This window comes from Streptomyces sp. NPDC052721, assembly GCF_040678315.1.
In the GTDB taxonomy this organism is placed as follows: Bacteria; Actinomycetota; Actinomycetes; order Streptomycetales; family Streptomycetaceae; genus Streptomyces.
Genome location: NZ_JBFATL010000055.1, coordinates 1 through 25,066 on the forward strand (window position 1 = coordinate 1; position 25,066 = coordinate 25,066).

Sequence of the window (25,066 nt, forward strand, 5' to 3'; positions counted from 1 at the left end):
CAGATTTCGCAATCCACACCGAACCCAGAAGGCCCTCACCTGTTCAAGCACCCAGCACGCGTGTCACCAACGTCCCGGGACAGCACACCTAGGCCCGCGAGACGGACACCCGGGGGCACCGGTCCCTACGCAGCAGGGCCGGTGCCCCCGGGTGTCCGCGCGCGAGTACACCGGGGACTCCGCGCCGCGCGGCCCGGGAGGGCGTGACGGCCCGAGCCGGCCGGCGGGAAGGAGGTGCCGGGACGGATCGGGAGAGGATCAACACGTTCCTGGACCACTTCGTCACCGACCTCGCGTCGGCCGAGGCCGCCGGCACCCTCGCGCTGGGTCACCGGCCGGGCTCTGGCCGGGCACTCGCCGAGGGCCCGGCGACACCCGAGGAGTTCGCCGACGCCCCCCCATGACGAGGCCGAGCCGGTCCCGCACGGGATCCCGGCGCGGGACGGGGTCGACGCCAAGTCGGGAGCCGGGGCCCGGGTCGCCGACGTGGGACGCGGTCTCGGCCCGTCGTCGCTCTTGCCGGCCGAGGCGTGATCGCGGACGGAGGTCGTGGGTTCCGGCCACCACGGCGAGTCGATCACGCCGGCGCGCGAGAGGGCCGCCGAGGCCGGGGCCGCCGGGCGGGTCACCTGTCCGCCCGACCGGTGCGCGAGGCGCTCGCCGCGGACGGCACGTGGCTTCGCGTGGAACCGCTCGCGCCCGACCGGATCGAGGACAACTTCCATCCGGTGGGCCGGCCGTACCACAGCGGCTCCACGTTTCTGTGCGTGCCCGACGCCCCTTCCTGGCAGGGCGGTCACGCCCTGGGCGCGCAGGCCGGTGAGGCGGCGGTCCGCGAGGTGGCCACCGAGGCGCGCCTCACCCGGTTTCGCCGGGCCGCGCGGACTCCCGTCAACGTGGTCTGTGAGATCCGGCCGCGGACCGCGGACCGCGGACCGTAGGGCGCCGAGGGCTCGGTCAGCCGGTGCGGCCGATGCCGGCCCGGAGCCGGGGCGGGGCAGGCGGCGGCTCGGCCGTGGCGTGTACGGTGCGGCGCCGCCCAGCCCGCCGGCCGCCAGGTACCGCAAGAGCGCGCCCCGATGGCCCGGGTCGGGTGCCTACACTGGGTGGGCGGGTGAGCGTCGACCGTGACGAGGGTGGGGCGGGAGCGGCTGTGACCGAGGAGGCCGGGGGCTTCGAGGACCCGCCCGCCGGGGTGCTCGCCGAGGCCGCCGCCGCGTTCGGGCTGCTCGCCGCCCCGGCCCGGCTGCATCTGATGTGGGCCCTGGCGCAGGGCGAGAGCGATGTCACGCACCTCGCGGACCGCGTGGGCGGTGCGCTGCCCGCCGTCAGTCAGCACCTGGCGAAACTGAAGCTCGCCGGACTGGTCCGCTCCCGTCGTGAGGGCCGGCGGCAGATCTACCGCATCGACGACCCGGACGTCGTGGCCCTGATCCATGCCGTGGTCGGCAAGTTGACCGCGTGCCCGGGCCCCGCCTCCATACCGGCGCAGGATTCACGCCGGGCCCTTACCAAGGGCACGTAGACTCCGGCTGCCGTGCCGCTCCGGACGCGGACGGCCCCGCGATGAGATGCCTCGCCTGTGAATCGGCTGTGGATCTGCGCTGTTCCGGCAACGTGTTTGCTAGATTGCGCAACCACGCAACCGATGTGCCGCAGGCCCGACCGTTCAGGGGAGTGGGAGATGAGCGACCCGTGGGACGGGCCGGCCGGCCAGGGCACCCGCAGCCGTGGCGCACGGGTGCCCCGGCAGCGCGGCGCCGAGCCGGACGACGCGCGTCCGCCGGGCGGCAGGGCCGCGGCCCGGGCGGCCTCGCGGGCACCCGGCGGCAGGCGGTCCCGCCGGGCCCGGCCGGTACGGCGCGGCAGGCGGGTACTGAAGATCCTGGGGATCGGCCTGTCCGTCCTGATCGTGGTCACCGCCGGCGCGGGCTGGTGGTTCTACCAGCACCTGAACGGCAACATCCACAGCGTCTCCCTGGACGGCAAGGGCGGCACGGAGAAGGCCGACGCCTTCGGCCGTACCCCCATCAACATCCTGGTGATGGGCTCCGACGGCCGTACCAGCGCGACGGACTGCAAGCTCGGCGGCGGCTGCTCGAAGACCGGGGTGCAGACCGGCAGCAACGCGGACGTGGAGATGGTGCTGCACATATCCGCCGACCGGTCCAACGCCACCGTGATGAGCATCCCCCGCGACACCATGACCAAGGTCCCGGCCTGCAAGGACAGTGGGGCGGGGCAGTCCACGAACGGCTACTACGGGCAGATCAACAGCGCGCTGCAGTACGGCCCCGCCTGCCAGGTCGCCACCGTCCACCAGCTCACCGGCATACCCATCGACCACTTCGTCAAGCTCGACTTCTCCGGCGTGGTCAAGATGTCCGACGCGGTCGGCGGCGTCTCCGTGTGCGTCAGCGACGACGTCTACGACACCTACTCCCACCTGAAGCTGTCCAAGGGCACCCACACCCTCAAAGGCGTCGCGGCCCTGGAGTTCGTCCGCTCCCGGCACGGCTTCGGCGACGGCAGCGACCTCGGCCGTACGGTCTCGCAGCACATCTTCCTCAGCGCGATGATCCGCAAGTTCAAGAGCGCGGGCACGCTCACCGACCCCACCGCGGTCTACCACCTCGCCGACGCCGCCACCAAGGCGCTGACCGTGGACGACGGCCTCGGCACCGTGAAGAAGCTGATCTCGCTCGCCGACGACGTGAACAAGGTGCCCACCAAGCGGATCACCTTCACCACCATGCAGACGGCCCCCGACCCGGGCGACGGCGACCGCGTGGTGGTGGGCCCGGGCGCGAAGAGCCTCTTCGCCACCATCGCGAACGACCAGTCCCTGACCACCGGCTCCGGCAAGAAGTCCACGGCGGCCTCCGCGACCGCCGAGGCGAAGGCCGAGGCCACCGCCTCCGCCGTGCCCGCCGCCGAGATCGCGGTGACGGTGGAGAACGGCACCGGCATCACCGGCCGCGCCTCCGCCCTCGCGACCGCCCTGACCGGCCAGGGCTTCAGCTCCGCCACGACCACGGCCAACGCCCCCAGCCCCGCCCCGAGCACCACCCTCACCTACGGCACCGGCGAGAAGGCCGCGGCCCGGACGGTCGCCAAGGCGCTCGGCCTGCCCTCGTCCCATCTGAAGCAGGGCGCCGGCAGCGGCCTGACCCTGGTGATCGGCGCCGACTGGCCCAGCGGCACCAGCTACCCGGGAGGCTCGTCCTCGCCCGCGCCGGCCGACACGAAGGCCGCCGTCGGAGGCGCCCACGCCTCCACCGCCGACCAGGCCAAGACCTGCGCCAAGGTGAGCCCCTACAGGACGGTCACGTTCGACGGCGTCTCCATGACACCGTCCCAGGCCTACGCGGCGGCGCGGAGCAAGCCCGACTCCGACGCCTGAGCGGCACCGGGGCCGGCCGTCGGGTCGTCGGATCAGAGCTTGCGCCAGCGCGCGTCGCACCAGGAGAAGACACCGAACGCGGCCAGGCCGAGCGCGACCAGGGCGAGCAGCCAGGGCCCGGACGGCAGATCCCGGAACGCGCGCAGGGTGTCGTCCATGCCCTTGGCCTTCCCCGGCTGGTGCTGGACGGCCGCGACGAGCGCGAACACACCGGCCGTGGCGAAGACGACGCCACGGGCCGTGCCGCCCGTCACGCCGAGGCCCTCCACGACCGGCCGGACCCGGGCCGGCATCGCGCTGGTCCGCAGCGTCTCCAGGAACTTCCGGCGCACGGCCCGTACCGAGATCCACACTCCGGCGATCACCACGGCGGTCCCCGCGATCCCGAGGAGCCACTGGCCGCCGGGCCAGTCCAGCACCCGTGCGGTGACGTCGTCGGTGTGCCGGTCGGAGGAGCCGCTGCCACTGCCCCGGTCTCCGGCCGCGTAGGAGAGCACCGAGTACGACACGAAGCAGTAGAAGACGGACCGGAACAGGGCCGCCGCCCGCCGGGAGAGCTTGGACCCGTCGGGGCCGTAGCCGCCGAACACCGCCTCGGACAGCCGCCACAAGGCCATCCCGGCGAGGGCGACGCCCACGATCCACAGCAGCACCGACCCGAACGGCCGTCCGGCCAGCTCATCGAGGGCACCGCCGCGGTCGGCCTGCTGCCGGCCGCCGGCACCGCCGAAGGCGATCTGCACCGCGATGACACCCACGAGTACGTAGATCAGCCCACGCGCCGCGAGGCCCGCCCGGGCCGCCACGTCCATGGCCGCGCTGTCCGCCACCCGCCGCGCCCGGAACCGTCCCCGCAGTGTCCCAGTGTGTGCGTCCATATTCCGCCGGATGCCCCCCGGGGCGGGTCCGACACCTGTCCGCGGGGGCGGGGGAGGTTCCCCGGACGAGTACCGGGGGCGTGGCGTCCGGTGGTGCTCGGCAGGGGGCGTGAGGGCAGAGGGGCGGCCGGCAGAGGGGGGGCGGCGGCCCTGGCCCGCATCCGCCAGCGACCGGGTCATGTATCCCGCGAATGCCCCGGTGGCGGAGAGGAATCCCGCCGTCAGCACGGTGCCGAACCGGCGGACGTCGGGGCCGCTGCCGTGGGCGGCGGGCTCGTCGTCCGGAGGGGAGGTCGGCAACAGGACGGCGATCGTCACGAGGCAGACCAGCCCGGAACGGCCAGGGAGGCGACCGGCACCGGCCAGCCGTGCCGCCGGCCCAGCCAGGTCCCCGCGGGGACACCGAGCACGAGGGCGAGCGAACCGGCGACGGAGAGCGCCCCGACCACACGGCCGCGCACCTCGGGGGTGAACAGGCCCACCGCGACCGGTCCCATCACCGCCCGGAACAGCGCCTGGGCGAGGGCGGTCAGCAGCCGCGCCCCGAGGAGCAGCCAGTACGAGGTGGCCACGGCCGCGACCAGACTGGACACGACCAGCGCGGCCAGCAGCCCCGTGAGCACATGACGCCGGGGCACCGCCCGCAGCGCGTGGGCGAGCGGCAGAGAGACGACGGCCACCGTCACGCCGTAGCCGGTGACCAGCAGCCCGACCGCCGACAGCGACACCTGGCGGCTGTCGGACATGAGGTCCAGGAGACCGATCGGCAGGTTCTCCGCGGTGTTGAAGTGAAGGCGGCCAGCATGAGGGCCGCGAGCACCGCCGGCCCGCGCCATTCGGCCGGTCGTGCCGAGACCCCACGGTCTCGTCCCGGCCCGGCCCACCGCGCCGGCTCCCTGACACCGCCCATGCGACCAGCTCACCGGCGGCACCGGCCCCACCGCAACCGCATACCGGGCTCGCGGCCACGGCCGGAGCGTGCCGTGTCAGGCGCATGTGCCAAGTCCGCTGAACCGCCCTTGCCGGCCCTTCCGTTCGGGTGCCGTGCGGTAGGGTACGAGCTGTTTGGTTTGGTTTCAGCTTGGGGGAGGGTCCATGGCTCAGCAGGAGCGAGCTGTCCGGACCCGACGTGCTGTTCTGGAAGCGGCCGCCGCCGTCTTCGCGGAACGCGGATACGCGGCCGCCACCATCGCCGAGATCCTGAACCGGGCCGGCGTGACCAAGGGCGCCCTGTACTTCCACTTCGACTCCAAGGCGGCGCTCGCCCGGGGCGTGCTCCAGGAGCAGATGAGGACCGAGTACCACCTGCCCCGGGAACTGAAGCTGCAGGAGTGGGTGGACGCGGGCATGACCCTCGCCAAGCGGCTGCCCCAGGAGCCCGTACTGCTCGCCGGCGTCCGGCTCTCGGCCGACCTCCAGGGCCGCGACGTCCTCGGCAGCGCCTGGCCGGCCTGGGCCGGGACGACCTCGTGCGTCCTGACGGAGGCGAAGGAACGCGGCGAGGTGCTGCCGCACGTGGACCCCGAGGAGACCGCCCAGGTCTTCCTCGGCGCCTGGATCGGCGCGCAGTTCGTCTCGCAGGCCGTGGCCGGCTGGGCCGACCTGGACGACCGTATGTCGGCGCTGTACGGCCACATCCTCCCCGCCATCGCCGCCCCGGCCGTCCTCGTCCGGCTGGACACCGCTCCGGACCGGGGTGCCCGGGTGATCGCCGAGGTCCAGCAGAAGTCGGCGGCCCTCGCCGGCGTCTTCGGCTGACACCGACCGCCGCGCCCGGCTTCCGCGTGCGGCCGTCTCTCGGGCGGCGCGGGAGGCACCCGTACAGGCACGTATCAAACCGCCGAGACGGTTTACGACGGGGTGATCGACCTCCTGGAGCAGGCCGGATACGCGCGCCGGACGCCCGACCCCACCGGCGGCCGACGCGTGCACGTCGAACCCGTCCCGGACGCGCTCGACCGCGTGGAAGAGGTCGTGGGCCCGGCCCGGCGCCCGCTCGCCGAGGTCCTGGCCCACTACGCGCCCGCCAGCTCGACGGCGTCTCCCCGGTGGGCCGGTTCGCCGAACGGGTCCCGAGCACCGAGGTGTTCGTCCGGCGCCGGCCGCGGGGGTGGAGTCTCCGACCGGCGGGATGGGGTGACGGCGGATCAGGTCAGGGCCGGCCGCCCCGTTCCGGAGGGATGCGCTCGCCCGCCTCGATCGCGACCGGCAGCCGGTTCTCGGCGGGCGGCAGCGGGCAGGTCGCCAGGTCGGTGTAGGCGCAGGGCAGGTTCGTCGCGCGGTTGAAGTCGAGGACCACCGTGCCGTCCGGGCCGGGCGCGGCGATCCGAAGGGAGCGGTTCGCGGCGTACGTCGTCACGCCCGAGGTGCTGTCGGTGAACAGCACCATGAGACCGCCGGGACCCTTGCCGTTGAAGGCGGTGAGGCGGTGCCGTGCCCCGCCCAGCTCGAACTCGACCCGGCCGGGGGAGTCGTAGACGTGCTCCAGCCCCTCCACGGCGGCGCCGACCGTGACGGGCCGCGGCTCCTCGAAGGGCAGGAAACGGCCGGTGACGACCCAGCGCGGGTCCGGGGCGTATACGGGTGTGTACCGGAAGGAGGTGCGCAGCGCGTTCCCGGGGTGCCGGGGGCGCAGGATGTCGTGGCCGCCGCGCCGGGCGACTTCGAGGACGGCGTCGCCCCAGCCGGCGTACCGGCTGTCCCGCTCGCGGACGACCCCGAACGCGTACCGGCCGTGCACCGCCGTGCCGTCCACGGACAGCTCCTCGCCCTCGGCCAGCTCGACCACCACTCCGTCGGCGCCGGCCGACCAGGCTCCGGGAGCGTCCTGGAAGCGGGCCGGTTCAGGGCTCAGCCAGTGCAGCCCGGTGATGGCGAGGAAGCCGTGCGGTCCGGCCAGGGTCTCCTCCTTGGCCCGGTGCCACGCCTCCCACTCCTTGACGAAGTCCACCCGGTCGATGTCCTGGACGGTCATGTCCGCTCCCTCGGTACGGCGCTGCCGGTCGGGTCCCGCCCTGCCGTCAACGACCGCGGCCCCTGTGCTCATCCCGTCCTTGTCCGGAAAGTTGGCCGGTTCCGTTCGCCGGCCGGACCCGCGTATATCCATTGGGAAGATGCATGTCCACGGTCACTAGGATGTGAGGCCAAGACAACCATGCGACCGGCCGTTCGTTGTGGGCCGGTCGGGGTCGCCGATGCCAGGGACCGCTCCCCGGGCTGCGGTGATCTTCCTTCCCAGGAGGACCCTCCGCATGTTCCGACGAATAGGCAGCGCCGTCGTCCGTCATCCCGTGTGGACGATCGTGGCGTGGCTGATCGCCGCGGTGGCCATCGTCGCCACCGCTCCGAGCCTGCCCTCGAACAGTGACGAGAGCAGCTTTCTGCCCAAGAGTTACGAGTCCATCCAAGCGGCGCAGTTGCAGGAGAAGGCGTTCCCCAGCGCCTTCACGCCGTCAGCGATCGTGCTCTACCAGCGCACCGACGGCGGCAGGCTCACCGCCACCGACCTGCGCGACGTCGCCCGGATCACTTCAGAGCTGGGTGACAAGCACATCGACCAGGTACAGAAGGTCGTCCCCGGCCAGCCGTCCAAGGACGGCAGGTATGACCTGACCCTGGTCCAGATGGACAGCAAGAACGCCGGTCAGCCCCAACAGGCCGACGCGGCCAAGGAGTTGCGTGACGAGGCCAAGAAACTGGCCAAGGGCACGGACCTCGAAGCCAAGCTGGGCGGTTCCGCCGCGCAGGCGCTCGACCAGCAGGACTCATCCAAGCGTGGCGATATGCTGATCGGTATCGGCACCTTTGCGATCATCCTGGTCACCCTGCTGATCATCTTCCGGGCGCCGATCCTGGCCGTACTTCCCCTGGTACTGATCGGCCTGGTGTCCGCCATCGCCAACGGGCTGATCGCCTACGCCACCAAGCTGTTCGGGCTGCAGGCCAACAGCTCGATCTCGTCCATCCTGATCGTCGTGCTCTTCGGCGTGGGCACGGACTATTTCCTGTTCCTGATATTCCGTTACCGCGAGAGTCTGCGGGCCGGCGACGAGCCCAAGGAGGCCATGGTCAACGCGGTCGGCCGGGTCGGCGAGGCCATCGCCTCGGCGGCCGGAGCGGTCATCATCGCGTTCCTCGCCCTGGTGCTGTCCACACTGGGCTTCCTCAAGCAGATGGGCCCGGCGCTCGCCATCGCGGTCGGCGCCACGCTGGTCGCGGGTCTGACCCTGATCCCGGCCGTGGTCTCGCTCATCGGCCCGAAGGTCTTCTGGCCCTCCAAGTCCTGGAAGACGGAACCCGAGAACGCCCGATTCGCCGCCCTCGGCCGGGGCGTCCAGCGCCGCCCGGCGCTGACCGCAGTCGTCTCCGGTCTCGTCCTGCTCGTCCTGTCGCTCGGCACCCTCGGCTACAAGGCCACCTTCGACCTGGCGTCGGGCTCCATGCCCAAGACCAAGGAGTCCATGGTCGTCCAGGACGAGATGCAGAAGGCGTACTCGGCGGGCGCCGCGGCACCGACCGACGTCTACCTGTCCAGCACCGACGGCAAGCCGCTCGACAAGTCCGCCTTCGACGCGTACGCCAAGAAGCTCGGCGCCGTGGACGGCGTCGCGAACGCCCGCATGACCCAGGTGAACAAGGCGGGCACCACCGCGGACTTCACCGTCACGCTCAAGTACGAGGCGTCGACGGACAAGGCGATCGACGCGGTGGGCAAGGTCCGTGACGTCGCGCACTCCGCGGCGCCCGAGGGCACCGAGGCGCTCGTCGGCGGCATGTCCTCGATCTACAAGGACATCAACGCGGCGGTCAACCACGACTACCGGACGGTCTTCCCCGTCGCCGCCGCCCTGATCATGGTCATCCTGGGGCTGCTGCTGCGCAGCGTGGTCGCGCCCTGGTACCTGATCGCGTCCGTGGGCCTCGGCTTCGGCGCCACCCTCGGTGCCACCGTGTGGATCTTCCAGGACGCGCAGGGACACTCGGGCCTGATGTTCATGCTGCCGGTGATCATGTACCTCTTCGTGGTCGCGATCGGCACCGACTACAACATCCTCATGATCGCCCGGCTCCGTGAGGAGGCCCGCGAGGGCCGGGAGCCGCGCGAGGCGGCCGGCATGGCGCTCAGGCATGCCGGGCCGACCGTGGCCGCGGCGGGCTTCATCCTCGCGGCGACCTTCGCCACGATGATGCTGGCCGGCAACTCGCTGCTGTCGGAGATGGGCTTCGCGGTCTCCTTCGGTATCGCGGTGGCCGCCTTCGTCATGGCGATGTTCTTCACTCCCAGCCTCACGGCCCTGATCGGGCACGCGGCTTGGTGGCCGGGCCACGCCGACCGGGCGGTGCCGGCCGCCGGCACGGGCGCCGGAGCGGTCGACTCCGGCTCGGTCCGGGGCGACGAGGACCGCGACCCGGCCGGGCGCCGCGGTTAGCGGCGGCCGGTGACACCGGCCGGTTGTGCCGGGCGTCGTGACGGGTGGCGGTCGGTGGGACCGGTGGGTTGTGCCGGGCGTCGCGGTTGACGGCGGTCGGTCTGATCGGTGAGTCCTGCCGGGCCAAGTGGCCCGGCAGGGCTTTTTCGTTCCCGGAGCGAGGACCGGCCGGTCCGGTCAGCCGGTGGCGGCGGGGCTGTGGAAGTAGTGCCCCTCGTCCAGATCCGCGAGGAGACCGGGCTGGACCGGCTCCCAGCCCAGCAGTTCGCGGGTCAGGGCGCTCGACGCGACCGCGTCGAAGCCGAGCGGGCCGCTCAGCCAGCCGAAGTGCTCGGCAGCGGCCTCGGGCGCCACGGAGGTCACCGGCACCTCCAGATGACGGCCGATCACTTCGGCGATGTCACGCAGCGCGACACCCTCCTCCGCCGAACCGTGCAGCACCGAGCCGGCGGGCGCCTTCTCGGCCGCGAGCCGGAACAGCCGTGCGGCGTCGAGGCGGTGCACGGCCGGCCAGCGGGTGGTGCCGTCGCCGGGGTAGCCGGAGACGCCCTTGGCGCGGGCGATGGCGACCAGGCTCGCGACGAAACCGTTGTCCCCCTCACCGTGGCAGGTGGGGGAGAGCCGTACCACGGACGAGCGGACACCGCGTTCGGCGAGTGCGAGCGCCGCCTCCGCGGTGGTCTGCCGGATCGCGAAGTGCGAGCCGTGGAGCGCGGGCCTGTCCCGCTCGGTCGCGAGCCGTCCGGGCGTGACACCCAGCAGCCCGGAGGCCAGGACGAAGGGCCGGCCGGTGCCGGCGAGCGCCTCGCCGAAGGCGTCCACGGCACGGCGGTCGGCCTCGGCCGCCTCCTGGAAGCCGCCGCTGAAGGCCAGGTCGTGCTTGAAGGCGAGGTGGATCACCCCGTCCGAGGCGGCGGCCGTGTCCCGCAGCACGTCGAGGTCGTCGACGGTGCCGCGGACGACCTCGGCCCCGGCCGTGGTGAGCGCGGCGGCGGAGGCGTCGGAGCGGGCCAGCCCGACGACCTGGTGTCCCGCCTCGGTGAGGTCGGGCACGAGGGCGGAGCCGATCCAGCCGGACGCCCCGGTCACGAAGAAACGCATGGGAGAACCCCAGACTCTTGATGTCAGTGACTGTCATGGACCCTAGCACCCGATGTCAGTGACTGTCATCGCGTAGGATCTGGGCATGGGCAGATGGGAGCCGAACGCGCGCGAGCGCCTGGCGGAAGCGGCGTTGGAGCTCTACGGCGAGCGCGGGTACGAGCAGACCACCGTGGCGGAGATAGCCAAGCGGGCCGGGCTGACCGAGCGGACCTTCTTCCGGCACTACGCCGACAAGCGCGAGGTGCTGTTCGGCGGCTCGGGGGAGCTGGAGGAGCTGTTCGTGCGGGCGGTCACCGGCGCACCGGCGGACGCCGCGCCGATCGAGGCGCTGGCCGCCGGACTCGACGCGGCCTCGGAGGTCTTCGCCGACCGCCGCGCGTACGCGCGCGCCCGGCATGACGTGATCACGGCGAACGCGGAACTCAAGGAGCGCGAGCTGATCAAACTCGCCTCCCTGTCGACCGCGCTCGCCGGCACCCTGCGCGGGCGCGGCGTCCCGGAGCCGGCCGCGAGCCTCGCCGCCGAGGCCGGGGTGGCCGTCTTCAAGATCGGCTACGAGCGCTGGTTGGAGGCGGCCGAGGACCGCGACCTGGTGCACCTGGTGCGGGAAGCGCTGACCGAGTTCAGGGCGGTGGCTGCCGGCGGCTGAGCTGCGGTGGAAGACCGCCTGTTCGCACGGCTCAGTGGGTGGCGTCCGCCAGCGCCTGGAGGATCTCCACCGTCCGCTCGGCCTGCTCGTAGGGCACGAAGAGGTGGTCGTGGTGGAAGCCCGCTACGACGTTGCAGCTCACGCCCGCGTCGGCGAGCGCCCGGGCGACCGCGGCGGTCAGTCCGACCGCGTCCAGCGCGGAGTGGACGCGCAAGGTGATCCACCCGGCCACGTAGTCGTACGCCATCCCGGCCGCGTCCGCGTCCGCCTGCGGCAGTACGACGGTGAGGCCCTCCTGCTCGGCGACCGTGACCACCGGGGAGCAGCCGGAGGGTACGCCGCCCTCGGCCATGGTGAAGACATAGCGGCCCGGGTTCAGCTCCGGCCGCATGCCGCTGAGCAGGGTGCGCAGATCCGTCTCGCCCGTCACAGGTCCCACCCTACGGGCCGTGCCGACGGTCGGCCGCTCGGACGGTGACCTGGTAGGCCGACGGGGCTGAGCGCGCGACGCGTGCGTGTGTGAGCCCTGTACGCGCCCCCGTTCGTGCGACAAGACTGCGCTGTCGGCGGGCAGCGGCCGGCGCCGCCCGTACATCGTCCGAGCCCAGGAAGGCAGGTCGGCCGCTGTGCTGTTGCGTCTGCCCACGTCCGTGACGGAAGCCCGGGAATGCCTGGCCGAGGGCGCCGTGCCGATAGGCGGGGCGACTCTCGTGTGGGCGACCTGGCAACGGGACGGATTCCCCGAACTGGCCATGTCCCTCCGGGAGTTGCCGGAGGCCAACGTCATGGGCCGGGAGACCGTGGGCGGCGCCGTCGTGCTGCACCGGATCGGCGAACGGGTGCCGGACGTCCTGCGGCTGGCCGCCGCCACGGTCGGCACCGGCGCCGTGCGGCGGACGGCGACGGTCGGCGGCAACATCGTCGGCAGCACGCTGCGCTGCCTGCTGCCCGCCGCGCTCGTCCTGGACGCCCGCGCGACGGTCCTGGAATCCGACGGCGTCCGCGAGGCCGACCTGGCCGAGGTCGTCGCCAAGCGGCCGGTGCTGCTCAGCCTGCGCTGGCGCCCGCCGACCGCCTCGGCGTACCGCAAGCTGCCCGGCGAGGTGGGCGGCGCGCCACCCCTCGTCGTCGCCTCGGCCCTGCACGCCGGGCACGGCGCGCCCCACCGCGTGCGTGTCGCCGTACGGGACGGCTACGAGGTGCTCAGTGGCACCGCGCCCGGTGAGACCGACGCCGACGAGACCCTCGACGCACTGCGTGGCACGGCCCTCGGCGAGCTGCCGGCCGACGCGTGGGACGTCGTACGCCGTCAGGTGCTCGGCCTGATGGAGAACCGCGGCGCGGACTGAGGGGGCGGCGTGGCGGGCGCGGTCACCGCCACCGCTCGCCAGGTCTGTGCCCCCGGTATGGCTGCCGCGGCGCGGGCGGAGACATGAGTGCCGAGGGCGTGTCATCGTGGCGGGTATGGCGACGGAACCGGACGTGGCGGTGCTGGTCGGGCTGCAGGCGTCCGGCAAGTCCACCTTCTACGCGCAGTGCCTGGCCGACCGGTACGCGCTGGTCAGCAAGGACCTGTTCCCGCGAGGTGCCCGGAACAAGCAGGGCCGGCAGATGCGGCTGGTGGCGGAGCACCTGGCAGCCGGACGGGCCGTGGCCGTGGACAACACCAATCCGTCGCCGGAGGAGTGGGGCCCGCTGGTGGAGGCGGCCCACGCCCACGGGGCGACGGCGACGGCCTACTGGTTCCCACCGGACGTGACGGGCTCCGTGCGGCGCAACGCCGCGCGCGAGGGCCGCGACCGGGTCCCCGACGTCGGCGTCCTGGCCACGCTGAAGCGGCTGCGCAGGCCGTCGCCGCGGGACGGCTTCGACGCGGTGCGGGAGGTGCGGTTCGACGGGCGCGGCGGCTTCGAGGTACGGGCCTGAACCCTGGGTCTTTTCCGTAATGTCTGGGTAGGAGTCCAGCCGTGGACGGATGGTACGTGGACGACCGCTGCGTCAACTGCGATGTGGCCCGGCAGTTCGCGCCCGAGCTGATCGGCGAGGCCGACGGGAAGTCGCGGATCCTGCGCCCGCCGGCCGACGAGGCGGAGAACCGGCGGCTGCACGCCGCCGCCTTCGCCTGCCCCACCCGCTCGATCCGGCCGGCGACCGGCCGCGCGGACCCGGCGCTGGACCCGTTCCCGCTGGCCCTGGACGACGGGGTGCTGATCTGCGGGCACAACTCGGCGCACACCGCGGGCGCGAACGCGTACCTGCTCCTGCGGCCGTCCGGCACCAGCATGATGATCGACACGCCCCGCTGGAGCCGTGAACTGGCCGAGCGCTACGCGGCATCCGGCCCCGTCACCGATGTGCTGCTCACCCACCGCGACCACGCCGCGCACGGCCGCCGCTACGCCGACCACTTCGGCGCCCGGCTCTGGATCCACGAGGGCGACCTGGACGCCGCACCGGACGCCGACCAGGTGATCCGCGGACTCGAACCGCTGGAGATCGCCGCGGGCGTCACCGTCCACCCGCTCCCCGGCCACACCCGCGGCAGCGTCCTGTATCTCGCCGACGACCGGTACTGCTTCAGCGGCGACAGTTTCTACTGGTCGCGTACGACCGGTGATCTGGAGGTCGCCGAGAGCGTGACCTGGTACTCCATCGAGGTCCTGGCCGACTCCCTGGCCAGGACGGCGGGGCGGCTGCGGTTCGAGTGGGTCCTGCCGGGCCACGGAGACCGGCGCCGCCTGCCGGCCGGGGAGATGTCCCGGCGGCTGCACGACCTGACGGAACGCACGCGCCTGCTGCGGCCCCGCCCGATCGACTTCACGGGCGTCCGCTGGTGACGGGACGCCGCACTGTTCCCTGACAGGCAACACCCGGGGCGCTGTCAGGATCAGCGCCCCCGTGCCGGGTCCCTACCTTTTCGGTGCACAGGGTCCGACCGAAGGGGACGGGAATGAAGCGCAAGGCGACGGCATGGGTGCTGCCCGCGTTACTGGTGGCACTCAGCGTGGTGGGCTCCGGGGCTCCGTCCTCGGCGCAGAACGAGAACCGAACCGCGGCCACGTCGACCACGGCGGTCGGACCGCAGTACGACACCACGCACGTCTACGTCACCCCCGGCTCCACGGACGCGTTCGTCGCCAGCTGGGAGGCGACCTTCGGCGGGACCCACACGGCCAAGGTCGTCACGACCGTCACCCCGACGCCCAGCACGACCGAGTCCGAGCTGGTCCTCTCGCCGGTCGGCACCCTGTCCGTCTTCGACTTCAAGACGCCCGTGCCCTATCCGTTCGGCACCGAACGGACGGGCTGGCTCATGAGCGACTTCGATACGGGCGTCCGCCTGGCCCGCAAGAGCGGGGCGCAGGTCGTCGTCGCGCCCTTCGACGACCCCATCGGCCGGGACGCGATCGTCCAGTTCCCGGGTGGAATCAACGCCCAGTTGTACTGGCACACCAAGGCTCCGTCGTACAACCCGCTGGAGACCGTGCCGGACAACCGCGTCTATCTGACGCCGGATTCGGTGGACGCGTTCCTCCGCTCCTACCTGCGCTTCACCGGCGGCCGGATCGTCGCCGACCAGCGGGCGGCGGACGGCGGTGACCTCGGCCGGCCGGGGCAGACGTACCGGCGTATCGCCCTTCGCTCCGCGTTCGGCGACACGGTCGTCAGCGTCACCGACGGCCACCTTCCCTACCCGTTCGGCCGGGAGGCCACCGGCTACGCGGTGAAGGACCTGACGGCGACGCTGCGCAAGGCGGGGGCAACGGGCGCGAAGGTGCTGTGGGGACCGTACGCTTCGAGGGGCCGGTCCTCCGCGATGGTGGAGTTCCCCGGCGGCTATCTGGCCGAACTGCATGAGGGAGGGGAGCGCGGGTGACCGACGCGACGATGGGCGACGAGGTGTACCAGCCGGACGGGTCGGAGGTGCAGGACGACGCCGGCCTGCTGGACGCCTCCGACACCCTGGACTACCGGAGCGGCGAGGAGGCCCTGGACGAGGGTTACTCACCCCCCGAGCGCCCCTGGGGCGTGGAGCACACCGGCGTCACGGCGGCGGAGCGGTGGCGGGGGGAGAGCCTGGACGAGCGGCTCGCCGAGGAGGTACCGGATGTCGGCGTGCCGGAGGGCGACGGCATCGGCGACACCTGGGGCACGGACGGTGAACTCATCGACGACGAGGTCGGCGACGAGCGCGCCGGACGGCTCGTCGCGCCGGACGAGGGCAGCCATGAGAACACCGAGTCCGACCTGTTCGCCTCCGACCGGGGACTGGACGGCGCCGGGGCCTCGGCGGAGGAGGCCGCGATGCACGTGATCCCCGACTCCGAGAGCTACTGACGCCCACCGCGGCCCACTACGGAGGACCACCCGATGAGCACGGCTGAACCGGGGCCCGACACCGGCCACCACCTGCGGAGCCTCAGGGAACGCATGGCCGAGCATCACCGTCGTGCCCAGGTCGAGCGTGAGGAGTCCACACTGGACGACGCGATCGACACAGCGGCCTTCGACCTGGCCACCGACGTCGCCCACCCCACCGCCGGTGGGTCGGAGCCCGGCTACGACGTCGACACGGACCTCGGCGTCGACCGGCGGTAGCGGGGTCCCGCGTCCCGCAGGTGAACACGGCCGGCCGGTCTCGTTCCGGGACCGGCCGGTCTCACTTGAGGGCTCCGCCGGTGATCCCGGCGGCCACGTAGCGCTGGGCGGCGACGAGCAGCGCTGCCGCCGGGACGGACGCCAGGACGGCGGTGGCCATGACGGCGTTCCACTGGTTCGTGTGGGCGCCGAGGTACTCGTAGATGCCGACGGTGACCGGCCGCACGGACTCCGTGGTGTTCAGGGTGAGCGCGAAGAGGAAGTCGCTCCAGGCGAACAGGAAGGTGAAGAGGCCGGCGGTGATCAGTGCGTTGCGGCTCACCGGGAGCACCACGGACCACAGGACGCGGAGCCGGCCGGCGCCGTCCACGCGGGCGGCGTCGATGATCTCCCCGGGGATGCTCTGCAGGAACGTGCGCAGGACGAGGATCGCGAAGGGCACGCCCGTGGTGGAGTCGGCGAGGATCAGCCCGCCGTAGGAGTTCAGGAGTCCCAGGTCGGTGTAGGCGCCGTACAGCGCGTTGGCCACGACGATGCCCGGCACCGTCTGGGTGACGAGGATCGCGAACAGCACGACCGTCGTTCCGCGCAGGCGGAGCCGCGCCAGCGCGTAGGCCGCCGGTACGGCGAGGCCGAGGCTCAGCGCCACACTGCCGAGGGCCACGATCAGGCTGGTGACCAGGTTGCGTCCCTGATCGCGCAGGGCGGTGGCGTAGCCGCCGAAGTCCGGGTGGAGGGGGAACCAGCCGGCCCGCAGGACGTTGCCCGCCGGTTGCAGGGAGGCGTTCACCATCCAGTACACCGGGAACAGCATCAGCGCGAGCAGGACGATGCCCACGACCGTGGACAGCGGGCCCCGCGCGGGTCTGCGCTTCATCGCAAGGCCCCTCAGGTGTTGCGGGCACGCCGGTCGGCGCGCAGATGGACGAGGGCGAAGGCGAGCGAGATGAGGACGAGTACGTTGCCCATGGCGGCGCCGCGCCCGAAGGCGAACTGCTGGAAGGACAGTTCGTACGACCGGGTGGCCAGGGTCTGCGTCGCGCCGGCCGGTCCGCCGCCCGTCACCACGAGGATGATGTCGAGCACCTTCACCGTGTAGACGACGCCCAGCACCAGCACCACGCCGACCACGGGTCGCAGCAGCGGCCAGGTGACATGGCGGAACGACGCCAGCCGGCCGGCGCCGTCGAGTTTCGCCGCCTCGTACAGCTGGGGCGGGATGTCCTTGAGGCCGCCGTACAGGATCGCGGTGTTGAAGGGGATGCCCACCCAGATGTTGACCAGGATCACCGACACGAGCGCCTCGGAGGTGCCGGTCAGCCAGGGGATGCCCGAGGACAGCAGGTGGAGGTCGCGCAGCGCCTGATTGACGACGCCGCTGTCCGTGTCGAGCATCCATCTCCACGTCGTCCCGGAGACGACCAGGGGCAGCAGCCACGGCAGCAGCAGAAGCGACCGCAGCAGGCCGCCGAGCGGGAACTTCCGCTGGAAGAACAGGGCGAGGGCCAGCCCGGGCACGAACTGTCCGACGAGCGAGCCGACGGTGAACAGGGCCGTGGTGAGCAGGGCCTGCCAGAACACGTCCGTCGACAGGACGTCCGTGTAGTTCCGCAGGCCCACGAAGGGTGCGGCACCGGTGTAGAACGTCGTCGCCGAGTACTCCTGGAAGCTCATCACGACGTTCTCGACGAGCGGGTAGCCGAAGAACAGCAGCAGGTAGACCAGGGCGGGCAGCAGGAACAGCCACCGGGAGACCCGCGCCCACAGCCGGGCCCGGGCCCCCGTGGACCGGTCAGGAACCGGTGGCGGTCCGCTGCGCATCCCTGAGCGCTTCCTCCGGTGTCTGTTCACCCGTCAGCGCGGCCTGTACGGCGGTGTAGATCCCGGTCGCCGCCTGCGGCCACCTGACGCCGAGCCTGCCGGTACGGGCCCGGGCCCCCTCCACGCTCTTGACGAAGGCGGCCATCGACGGGACCTGCTCGGCGTACCGGGCCGCCACCGAGGAGCGGGAGGGCACGGTGTGGTACTGCTCGGCGAGGGCGAGCATGTTCTTGGAGTCGTTCAGGCAGGCGAGGACCCGGGCGGCCTTCCGCTGCCGGGCCTCGGAGGAGTTCCGCGGGACCGTCCACACCTCACCGCCGAGCGGGGTGACCAGGGTCTGGCCCGGCCGGCGGACGGGGAGCGGGGCCACGCCCCAGTTCAGGTTCTTCGTCTTGTTCATCGCGGACATCCGCCAGGGGCCGTTGACCATCATGGCCGTCTTGCCGGCGACGAACTGGTCGTGGACATCGGCCTGGGTCCAGTTCAGCACCGACTTCGACATGGATCCGCTCTTGACCAGATCCACCCAGAGCTGGAGGGCCTGCGCGGCCTGCGGGGTGTCCAGCCGTGTCTCGTCCCCGCCGTTGGACCACAGGAAGGGCAGGAACTGCCAGGTGCCCTCGAAGGTGGCGTTGGCGTCCACCGCCATGCCGTAGCGGCCCGGTCGGGTGAGCCGGGCCGCGGCCGTCTTCAGCTCGTCCCAGGTCTTCGGTACGGCGACACCGGCCTCGGCGAGCATGTCCTTGTTGTAGTAGAGGGCGACCGTGCTGACCGTGGGCGCGAGCCCGTACACCTTCCCCTGGTACGTGCCCGCCGACCGGATGCCCTCGGTGTAGCCGCCGGCGTCGATGCCGTACCGGTCCAGCGGGGTCAGTGCGCCGGTCTGCGCGATCTGCTGCAGGTCGGGGTTGTCGAGCATCAGCAGATCGGGCAGGGTCCGCGACGACGCCTGCCGCAGCACCTGCGGGACGAGCGACGCCCCCGGCACGCTCCTGTGCTCGACGGTGACACCGGCGGCCTTGCCGCAGGCGGTGAGCCGCTCGCCCCACTGGGCGTGCTCGGTCGCGTCGGTGTAGTAGTCGAGGGCGGTGATGGAGGTCACCTCGCCGCCGGCGGATCCCGAGCCGGTTCCGCCGCACCCGGCGGCGGCCAGTACCAGGGTGGCGGTTCCGAGGAAGGCGGTGATCCGCCGCGCCGACGGTCTGGCCGCTGAGTTCATGGGGTGGTGCCTTCCGAACGTTGCTGGTACCGGACCGTCCCGGGTCCGGATGAGTGGGTCCATACCGGCATGTCCCGGTCCGAGCAGGGATGGTACCGGAAACAAACGATCGGAAGATCAGCAGATTTCCAGAAGTCAGTACAGGTTCCCGTGGTCACCGCTCTGGCCCGCGGCTTCCCGGATCATCGCCGCCACGGCGTCCGGCCGTGACAGGACCAGGGCGTGCGACCCGTCCACGACGCGTTCGGTGGCCGCCATGCGCTGGGCCATGAAGCGCTGAGCGGTGGGGCTGAGCATCCGGTCGGCGGTGGCGATGGCGTACCAGGACCGCTTGCGGGCCCACGCGGGCGGTCCCGACCTCGCGGTCAGCGCTCCCCGCGCGATCGGGCGCTGCGTCACGGACAGCACGCTGCCGACCCGGGGTGCCAGATCGGCGGCGTACACGTCGAGGAAGCGTTCGGGGCGGATGTACAGTTCGCTGTCCGGGTCCGCGGGAGACCGCGCGGGAAGCCCGGCGACGGCGGTCGGATTCAACCCCGGTACGGGGGGGAAGCGGTTCGTGACGTCCAGCAGGGACTCACCGGCGTCCAGCCCGAACCCCGCGACGTAGCACAGCGCCACGACGTTGTCGGCGTCGGCCTCGGTGATGACCGCGCCCCCGTAGCCGTGGCCGGCCAGCACGACCGGGGTGCCGATCCGGCCCACCACGCTCCTGAGGTAGGCGGCGTCGTGCGCGAGGCCGCGCAGCGGATTCGCCGGCGCGTACACCCTCAGCCCGGTTGCGTGCAGATGCCGGATGACCCCCGCCCACGACGAGGCGTCGGTGAACGCCCCGTGCACGAGTACGACGGTCGGCGGCAAAGGCGTGCGTCCGGGCACCTCGGTGACCTCCGGGTGGGTGGGGGGTTCTCCAGCCAAGCCCATCCACGTCACGCCGGCATCGCGCGAACGTACCAGGTACCGCTCACTCGTCGGGCAAGGCCATGACCAGGTTGGCCAGCTGGACCCGGGAGTTGACCGACAGCTTGCGGAAGGCGGACGTCAGATGCGTGTTGACGGTGTGCGGGGAGACGACCAGCAGCTCCGCGGCCGTACGGTTGGTGTGCCCCTCGGCGATCAGCCGCGCGACCTTCTTCTCCGAGGCGGTCAGGGCCTCCCAGCCCTGGACGGGGCGCTGCCGGTCCGCGGTCCGCGGTCCGCCGGCCCCCGCACGCCGCAGATCGCGCTGGACGCGGGCCGCCACGGCGTGCGCGCCCGACGCCGCGAAAGCGGCCTGGGCCTCGGTCAGGGCCGCCACCGCCTCGGCCCGCCGGCCCGCCGCCAGGAGCGCCCGTCCGAGGTCGGCGGAGGCCGCCGCCCGGACCAGCGGGCGCGGGCTCTCCCTGAGCAGGGCGACGGAACGTTCCAGCAGGGCCGTGTCGTCGCACACCAGCCCGCGGGCGCGCGCCGCCAGACCCGTGGCGGTGGGCACCGCCGGATTGCGCGCGGCGTGGGCCTCGGCCTGCGCGGCCAGATCCTCGGCGAGTGCGCGGTCCGCGCCGCGCAGGGCCACGCGGATCGCCGTGCCGACCCACGTGCGCAGCAGCCGCCAGCGCAGGAACGGCCCCTCCCGCTGTACCTGCCGGATCCTGTCGACGGCGCGTCCGGCGTCCCCGTCGGCCTCGGCATGGACCGCTTCCAGGAAGCGCACCGCGGCCGTGTTGCCCGGGTTCGGCTTGACCGCCAGCCGCTCCCGCGCCTCGGCCAGGTGCTGCCGCGCGGCCTCCCGGTCGCCGCGCAGCAGGGCGATCCGGGAGCGGATCACCCGGCCGTTCACCTGCTGCACGTGCGCCTGCACCTCGTCCTCCAGGCGCTCCATCGTCACGAAGTCGGCCTCCGCGTCGTCCAGCCGGCCCAGCTCCAGATGCTGCTGTCCCTGTGCCCACAGCAGCATCGCCTCACGGATTCCGCCGGAGTCGTCCGCCGCCTTCGCCAGCAGCCGCTCGCTGGTGACGAAGTCGTCCATGTGCTGGTACGCGACGATCTCCTCGGGGAAGAAGGCGGGGTCGACGGCGCTGAGCGCGGTGAAGCGTTCCAGCGCGAGGGCGTTCTCCCCCGCGTTGAGCGCGATCTCCCCGAGCGCGAACAGGGCCTGGACGTGGGCCTCCCGGTCGCCGGTCGCGACGGCGGCACGCAGCGCGTCCTCGCCGGCCTCCCGCGCCGGTGCCAGATCGTGCGCCCGGGACAACGCCAGCGCGCGCAGCCCGGCCAGCCGCGCCCCCACCTCCGGGGCCACGCCGCCGACCGCGAGGGCCGCCTCGGTCCGGCGGCGCAGCTCGTCGGCGAGGTCCAGGTTCCACAGCGTGCCGCCGAGGGCGGCATGGAGCCGGCCGAACGTCTCCATGGGCGGCCGGCAGGCCAGCAGCCGGTCCCCGGTCGCGAGCGCCTCCCGGTTCCGGCCGGCCCGGGTCAGGGACACGATCGCCTGCTCACCCACGGCGAACCACGACGGCCGTGCCACCGGAACCAGGTCCAGCGCGCGCGTCACCAGGTCGGCCGCGAGGCCCGGCGTGACCGGCAGCACGTCGGTGGCGGCGCGCCTGAGCAGCGCCACCGCCTCCTCGTCTCCCGGCTGGGCGCCCCGGAGGATGTGCGACACCACGTCGATCGGCTGGTGGCCCGCGGCGACGAGCCGGCCCGCGGCCTCCCGGTGCAGCACCTTCCGGGCCGACGGCGGGATGTCCACGTACACCGCCTGGCGCAGCAGGTCGTGCCGGAAGACGAGCTGGTCGCCGTCGTCGTCCAGAAGCCCCGCGCGCACCGCCTCCTCCAGTGCCGGGAGCAACGCGACGGACGGCCGGCCGCAGAGCGCGGCGGCGTCGTGGAAGCCGAACCGGCGGCCCAGCACCGCTCCCATCTGAAGGAAGCGCAGCGTGTCGGGCTGCAGCGAGCTGAGCCTGCCGCGGACGCCCACCACCAGCCCCGGGGGCACGGGGTCACCCGAGGAGCCGGTGGTCCGCAGTCCCGCGAGCATCTCGACGGCCAGGAACGGGTTCCCGCCCGCTCCGGTGAGCAGGTCGCGTACCCGCTCGTCGACGGCGGCTCCCAGGGTGTCACCGGCCAGCTGGCCGATGGCCGCGCCGGACAGCGGGCCCAGGGACAGGGTGCGCACCGGGAGTTCGTCCCGTACGGCCGCGACGATCTCCTCCGCCGGCCCGCCGACGCCCTGCCGCTCGGTCAGCAGCCACAGCACGGGTGAGGTCCGCAGGCGGCTGGGCAGCTGCTTGAGGGCGAACCGGCTCAGCGGGTCGGCCCACTGCACGTCGTCCAGGGCGATCAGCACCGGCACGCCGCCTGCTCGCTCCTCGATCACCTCCGCCAGGCGCTCCACCAGCCAGATCCGCTGGTCGTGCCGGCGCGCGAGGTCGACCAGCGCGTCACCGGACAGCAGCGGCCGGTCGCCGTGCACGACGCAGGTCGCCAACGACGACAGCGGCACGAGGTGGTGCAGTTCGTCGGCCTTGCCGAGACCCACGGAGAATCCCGCGGCCTCGGCCCTGGTGACGGCCTCGGTGAGGAGCGTGGTCTTGCCGATGCCCGGTTCCCCGCGGAGCAGGGCGAGTGCGCCGCCGCCGGTGCGGGCCACCGCGTCGATCAGCGTCCGCAGCTCTTCCAGCTCGGCCTCCCGGCCGCGCAGACCGCTGCGCGACAGCGGTCCGCCTGACCCCGCCACCTCGGCCCTCCCTGTCCGTACGCGCCGGTCAGGCCGGCGCCCCGGGGGCCACTATGGCAAAAACGGCAGCTCAGCGCATGGTGAGGAAGCGGTGGTGCGTGACGCGGCTCATGCTGACGCCCGCCGGACCGGCTCATGCCGACGCGGCCGGCCCGACCAACAGCGAAGCGGGGCCTGCGTCCGTCCGGCCCTGGAGGAACGCAGACCGTTCACGCAGGGCGGAGTCGCGCCACGCGGCGGGGGAGATCCCGTAGGCGGCCCGGAACACCCGGCTGAAGTGGGACGCGCTGGTGAAGCCCCAGCGGTGCGCCACCGCGGCGACGGTCAGGTCCGCCGACTCCCGGCGGGCCAGGTCACGACGGCAGTACTCCAGCCGGCGCTGCTGGATCCACCGGCTGACGGTGATGTCCTCCAGCTCGAACAGCTTGTGCAGATAGCGCACCGAGATGTGGTGGGCCCGGGCGATGGAGTCCGGCGTCAGATCCGGATGCGGGAGATGCCGGTCGATGTACGCCCGGATCCGCGCCAGTGACATCCGGGCGCCGCTCGCCGCGTCCTCGGTCCCGCTGCGGAGCCGCTCCTCGGCCAGGGTCTGCACCAGGTCCACCACATTGCGGGCGATCAGCTCACCCGTCCGCTGCGGATACGTCGCCGCGCTGTCCACGAGCCGGGACAGCAGCGGCGTCAGCAGGCTGCCGACCGCCGACTCGGAGCCGAGCGGAGCCGCCGTGATCTGCCGCAGGTCCGACTCGCTCAGACCCAGGACCTCCCGGGGCAGGACCAGGGACTTCGACCGGAAGCGCTCGGGGAGGGTCAGCTGGACGGGCCGCGCCATGTCGTAGACGAAGAGCTGCCCCGGCCGCACGAACGCCTCACGGCCGTCCTGCTCGATGCGGGCCACCCCGATGCTCAGCAGCTTCACCACCACGTGGTCGTCGTTGTCGCTCCCCGCGATGAGCCGCCGGGTGCGCTGGGCCCGCAGTGGATCGCCGTCCACGGTGACCGCCAGTATCGGGCCCAGCGGTGACACACGGATCGTGCCGCAGCCGACGTCGTCGGGAACGTCTATGTCCAGGGCACCGAACGTCTGGGACAGGGCCTCGCGCCAGTACGCCCGTCGTCTGTGCGTGGGAACCGTCTTCGTGGTGTAGAGGGTGACTGAGGTCCCGGTGTCCGGTGTCGATGGATCCGACGACATGATCTCCGCCCTTCGGCCGGTGCGCTTTCGAAAACGCAGCGTGCCAGGACGGCCCGGGTCACCACATCGCGTGAACGCGTGAGACCAGCGGTACGGGGCAGGGGCCGGGCGGTTCCGCCCCGGGCCGGCCGGAGCGGTCCCGCCGTGGGCCGGTGTCAGGACGGCCGGTTCAGCGGGCGCCCGCCCAGACGCGCCGCGCCCAGTCCGCGAAGCGGGTCCAGCGGACCTCCGGGTGGGCGGCGTGCAGTGCGGGGATGTCGACGCGGTAGCCGGGCCCGTTCAGGAACTCCCACATCGCGTGCATGTCCGGATTGCCGATCGCCGCCAGCGGGACCTGCTCGTGCCGGACCTCCCGCCCGAGCGCCGCGCCGAGCGCGTCCGCCATCTCGGAGGGAGTGGGTGCGTCACCGGCCAGTTCGATGCGCTGCCCGGTGTAGGGAGCGGGGTCGAGCAGCACCTTTGCCGCGAACGCGCCGAGGTCGGGACGTGCCAGTTGCTGCAACGGCCGGTCGGGCGGCAGCGGCAGATCGAGGACGCCGTCCAGGATGCGCTCCGCACCGCCCAGCGCGTTGTCGAAGAAGTAGGTCGGCCCCAGGATCGTGTACGGCACATCGCCTGCGGCCAGCTCCGCCTCGATGCGCGCCTTGCTCTCGAAATGCGGCACCCCGCTGTCCTGGTCGGCCCCTGCCACGGAGCTGAACACCAGATGCGGAACGCGCTTTTCCGTCGCGGCGGTGAGGATGGCCCGCCCCTGGTCCACCTCCGCGTCGACTCCTGCCTCGAAGGGGGTGGTGAACGCGAAGACACCCGCGACCCCGCTCATCGCCGAGGCCAGCGACTCGCGGTCGCTCAGCGATCCCGCCACCACCTCGACGCCCCGCTCGGCCAGTTCCCGGGCGGATCTGCGGCCCGGGTCACGCACCAGCGCGCGGACCCGGGCCCGGCGGCCCAGCAGCGCCTCGGTCACCGCCCCGCCCTGCCCGCCGGTCGCCGCGAGCACCAGAACCGGTTGGTCGGTCATCGAAGATCTCCCTCTCTCGTATGCGGTGATGAA

The 25,066-nt window shown here is 72.7% G+C and carries 24 protein-coding genes and 1 pseudogene; 13 read left to right on the top strand and 12 right to left on the bottom strand.

What is annotated here, in order from left to right:
• Positions 1-203 precede the first annotated feature (203 nt).
• The 4 genes from AB0L21_RS35140 (at position 204) to AB0L21_RS35155 (ending at position 3,403) form a co-directional block, all read left to right on the top strand.
• Entirely contained in the window at positions 204-404 is a 201-nt protein-coding gene (locus AB0L21_RS35140; RefSeq protein ID WP_365788276.1) for a hypothetical protein, read from the top strand.
• Between the two features lie 279 nt (positions 405-683).
• Positions 684-941, top strand: a complete 258-nt coding sequence (locus tag AB0L21_RS35145; protein ID WP_365788277.1) for a hypothetical protein — start codon at positions 684-686, stop codon at positions 939-941.
• A 212-nt stretch (positions 942-1,153) separates the two neighbouring features.
• Positions 1,154-1,525, top strand: a complete 372-nt coding sequence (locus AB0L21_RS35150; protein WP_365788304.1) for a metalloregulator ArsR/SmtB family transcription factor — start codon at positions 1,154-1,156, stop codon at positions 1,523-1,525.
• 159 nt (positions 1,526-1,684) lie between these two features.
• Entirely contained in the window at positions 1,685-3,403 is a 1,719-nt protein-coding gene (locus tag AB0L21_RS35155) for an LCP family protein (protein ID WP_365788278.1), read from the top strand.
• 32 nt (positions 3,404-3,435) lie between these two features.
• Here the strand turns inward: AB0L21_RS35155 and AB0L21_RS35160 are convergent, their stop codons facing one another.
• Positions 3,436-4,281: a DUF1206 domain-containing protein gene (locus AB0L21_RS35160; protein ID WP_365709539.1), complete on the bottom strand. Its 846-nt coding sequence runs from the start codon at positions 4,279-4,281 to the stop codon at positions 3,436-3,438.
• Between the two features lie 180 nt (positions 4,282-4,461).
• A pseudogene (locus tag AB0L21_RS35165) lies at positions 4,462-5,086 on the bottom strand (MFS transporter); the annotation flags it as partial.
• 290 nt (positions 5,087-5,376) lie between these two features.
• Here AB0L21_RS35165 and AB0L21_RS35170 point away from each other — a divergent pair.
• Positions 5,377-6,039 (top strand): ScbR family autoregulator-binding transcription factor, encoded by a 663-nt coding sequence (locus AB0L21_RS35170; protein WP_365788279.1) that lies wholly within the window; start codon positions 5,377-5,379, stop codon positions 6,037-6,039.
• Positions 6,040-6,433: 394 nt separating this feature from the next.
• Here AB0L21_RS35170 and AB0L21_RS35175 read toward each other — a convergent pair whose 3' ends face one another.
• Positions 6,434-7,255: a DUF1684 domain-containing protein gene (locus AB0L21_RS35175; RefSeq protein ID WP_365788280.1), complete on the bottom strand. Its 822-nt coding sequence runs from the start codon at positions 7,253-7,255 to the stop codon at positions 6,434-6,436.
• 277 nt (positions 7,256-7,532) lie between these two features.
• On the opposite strand from AB0L21_RS35175, the gene AB0L21_RS35180 reads away from it, so the two are divergent.
• The gene (locus AB0L21_RS35180) at positions 7,533-9,710 is read left to right on the top strand and encodes an MMPL family transporter (RefSeq protein WP_365788281.1); all 2,178 of its coding nucleotides are present in this window, start codon (positions 7,533-7,535) and stop codon (positions 9,708-9,710) included.
• A gap of 177 nt (positions 9,711-9,887) precedes the next feature.
• On the opposite strand, the gene AB0L21_RS35185 is transcribed toward AB0L21_RS35180, so the two are convergent.
• Complete coding sequence (locus AB0L21_RS35185) at positions 9,888-10,811, bottom strand: SDR family oxidoreductase (protein ID WP_365709547.1); 924 nt, start codon at positions 10,809-10,811, stop codon at positions 9,888-9,890.
• Positions 10,812-10,896: 85 nt separating this feature from the next.
• Here AB0L21_RS35185 and AB0L21_RS35190 point away from each other — a divergent pair, with 85 nt between their 5' ends.
• Positions 10,897-11,463 carry a helix-turn-helix domain-containing protein gene (locus tag AB0L21_RS35190; RefSeq protein WP_365709549.1) on the top strand — a complete coding sequence of 189 codons (567 nt, stop codon included), beginning with the start codon at positions 10,897-10,899 and terminating at the stop codon, positions 11,461-11,463.
• A gap of 31 nt (positions 11,464-11,494) precedes the next feature.
• Here AB0L21_RS35190 and AB0L21_RS35195 read toward each other — a convergent pair whose 3' ends face one another.
• A complete protein-coding gene (locus tag AB0L21_RS35195; RefSeq protein WP_365709551.1) occupies positions 11,495-11,893 on the bottom strand; it encodes an ACT domain-containing protein in 399 nt (132 codons plus the stop codon).
• 196 nt (positions 11,894-12,089) lie between these two features.
• Here AB0L21_RS35195 and AB0L21_RS35200 point away from each other — a divergent pair, with 196 nt between their 5' ends.
• From AB0L21_RS35200 to AB0L21_RS35225, 6 genes are all read left to right on the top strand, one after another.
• On the top strand, positions 12,090-12,812 hold the full coding sequence (locus AB0L21_RS35200; RefSeq protein ID WP_365788282.1) for an FAD binding domain-containing protein: 723 nt from the start codon (positions 12,090-12,092) through the stop codon (positions 12,810-12,812).
• A gap of 115 nt (positions 12,813-12,927) precedes the next feature.
• The gene (locus tag AB0L21_RS35205) at positions 12,928-13,389 is read left to right on the top strand and encodes an AAA family ATPase (RefSeq protein WP_365788283.1); all 462 of its coding nucleotides are present in this window, start codon (positions 12,928-12,930) and stop codon (positions 13,387-13,389) included.
• Positions 13,390-13,430: 41 nt separating this feature from the next.
• Positions 13,431-14,300, top strand: coding sequence for a ferredoxin (locus AB0L21_RS35210; protein ID WP_365788284.1), 870 nt, complete (start codon positions 13,431-13,433; stop codon positions 14,298-14,300).
• Between the two features lie 113 nt (positions 14,301-14,413).
• Positions 14,414-15,340, top strand: a complete 927-nt coding sequence (locus tag AB0L21_RS35215; protein WP_365788285.1) for a glyoxalase — start codon at positions 14,414-14,416, stop codon at positions 15,338-15,340.
• 11 nt (positions 15,341-15,351) lie between these two features.
• The gene (locus tag AB0L21_RS35220; protein ID WP_365709621.1) at positions 15,352-15,801 is read left to right on the top strand and encodes a DUF5709 domain-containing protein; all 450 of its coding nucleotides are present in this window, start codon (positions 15,352-15,354) and stop codon (positions 15,799-15,801) included.
• Between the two features lie 33 nt (positions 15,802-15,834).
• Positions 15,835-16,062 carry a hypothetical protein gene (locus tag AB0L21_RS35225; RefSeq protein ID WP_365788286.1) on the top strand — a complete coding sequence of 76 codons (228 nt, stop codon included), beginning with the start codon at positions 15,835-15,837 and terminating at the stop codon, positions 16,060-16,062.
• A 61-nt stretch (positions 16,063-16,123) separates the two neighbouring features.
• Here AB0L21_RS35225 and AB0L21_RS35230 read toward each other — a convergent pair whose 3' ends face one another.
• The 7 genes from AB0L21_RS35230 to AB0L21_RS35260 form a co-directional block, all read right to left on the bottom strand.
• Positions 16,124-16,939 (bottom strand): carbohydrate ABC transporter permease, encoded by an 816-nt coding sequence (locus AB0L21_RS35230; protein ID WP_365788287.1) that lies wholly within the window; start codon positions 16,937-16,939, stop codon positions 16,124-16,126.
• Between the two features lie 11 nt (positions 16,940-16,950).
• Complete coding sequence (locus AB0L21_RS35235; protein ID WP_365788288.1) at positions 16,951-17,883, bottom strand: sugar ABC transporter permease; 933 nt, start codon at positions 17,881-17,883, stop codon at positions 16,951-16,953.
• Positions 17,855-19,102 carry an ABC transporter substrate-binding protein gene (locus AB0L21_RS35240; RefSeq protein ID WP_365788289.1) on the bottom strand — a complete coding sequence of 416 codons (1,248 nt, stop codon included), beginning with the start codon at positions 19,100-19,102 and terminating at the stop codon, positions 17,855-17,857. The genes AB0L21_RS35235 and AB0L21_RS35240 overlap by 29 nt, the downstream gene beginning before the upstream one ends.
• A gap of 135 nt (positions 19,103-19,237) precedes the next feature.
• On the bottom strand, positions 19,238-20,020 hold the full coding sequence (locus tag AB0L21_RS35245) for an alpha/beta hydrolase (protein WP_365788290.1): 783 nt from the start codon (positions 20,018-20,020) through the stop codon (positions 19,238-19,240).
• A gap of 46 nt (positions 20,021-20,066) precedes the next feature.
• Complete coding sequence (locus AB0L21_RS35250) at positions 20,067-22,814, bottom strand: AAA family ATPase (RefSeq protein WP_365709571.1); 2,748 nt, start codon at positions 22,812-22,814, stop codon at positions 20,067-20,069.
• Between the two features lie 133 nt (positions 22,815-22,947).
• Positions 22,948-24,012, bottom strand: coding sequence for a helix-turn-helix domain-containing protein (locus AB0L21_RS35255; RefSeq protein WP_365709573.1), 1,065 nt, complete (start codon positions 24,010-24,012; stop codon positions 22,948-22,950).
• 169 nt (positions 24,013-24,181) lie between these two features.
• Positions 24,182-25,033 (bottom strand): NmrA/HSCARG family protein, encoded by an 852-nt coding sequence (locus tag AB0L21_RS35260; protein WP_365709575.1) that lies wholly within the window; start codon positions 25,031-25,033, stop codon positions 24,182-24,184.
• Between the last annotated feature and the right edge of the window lie 33 nt (positions 25,034-25,066).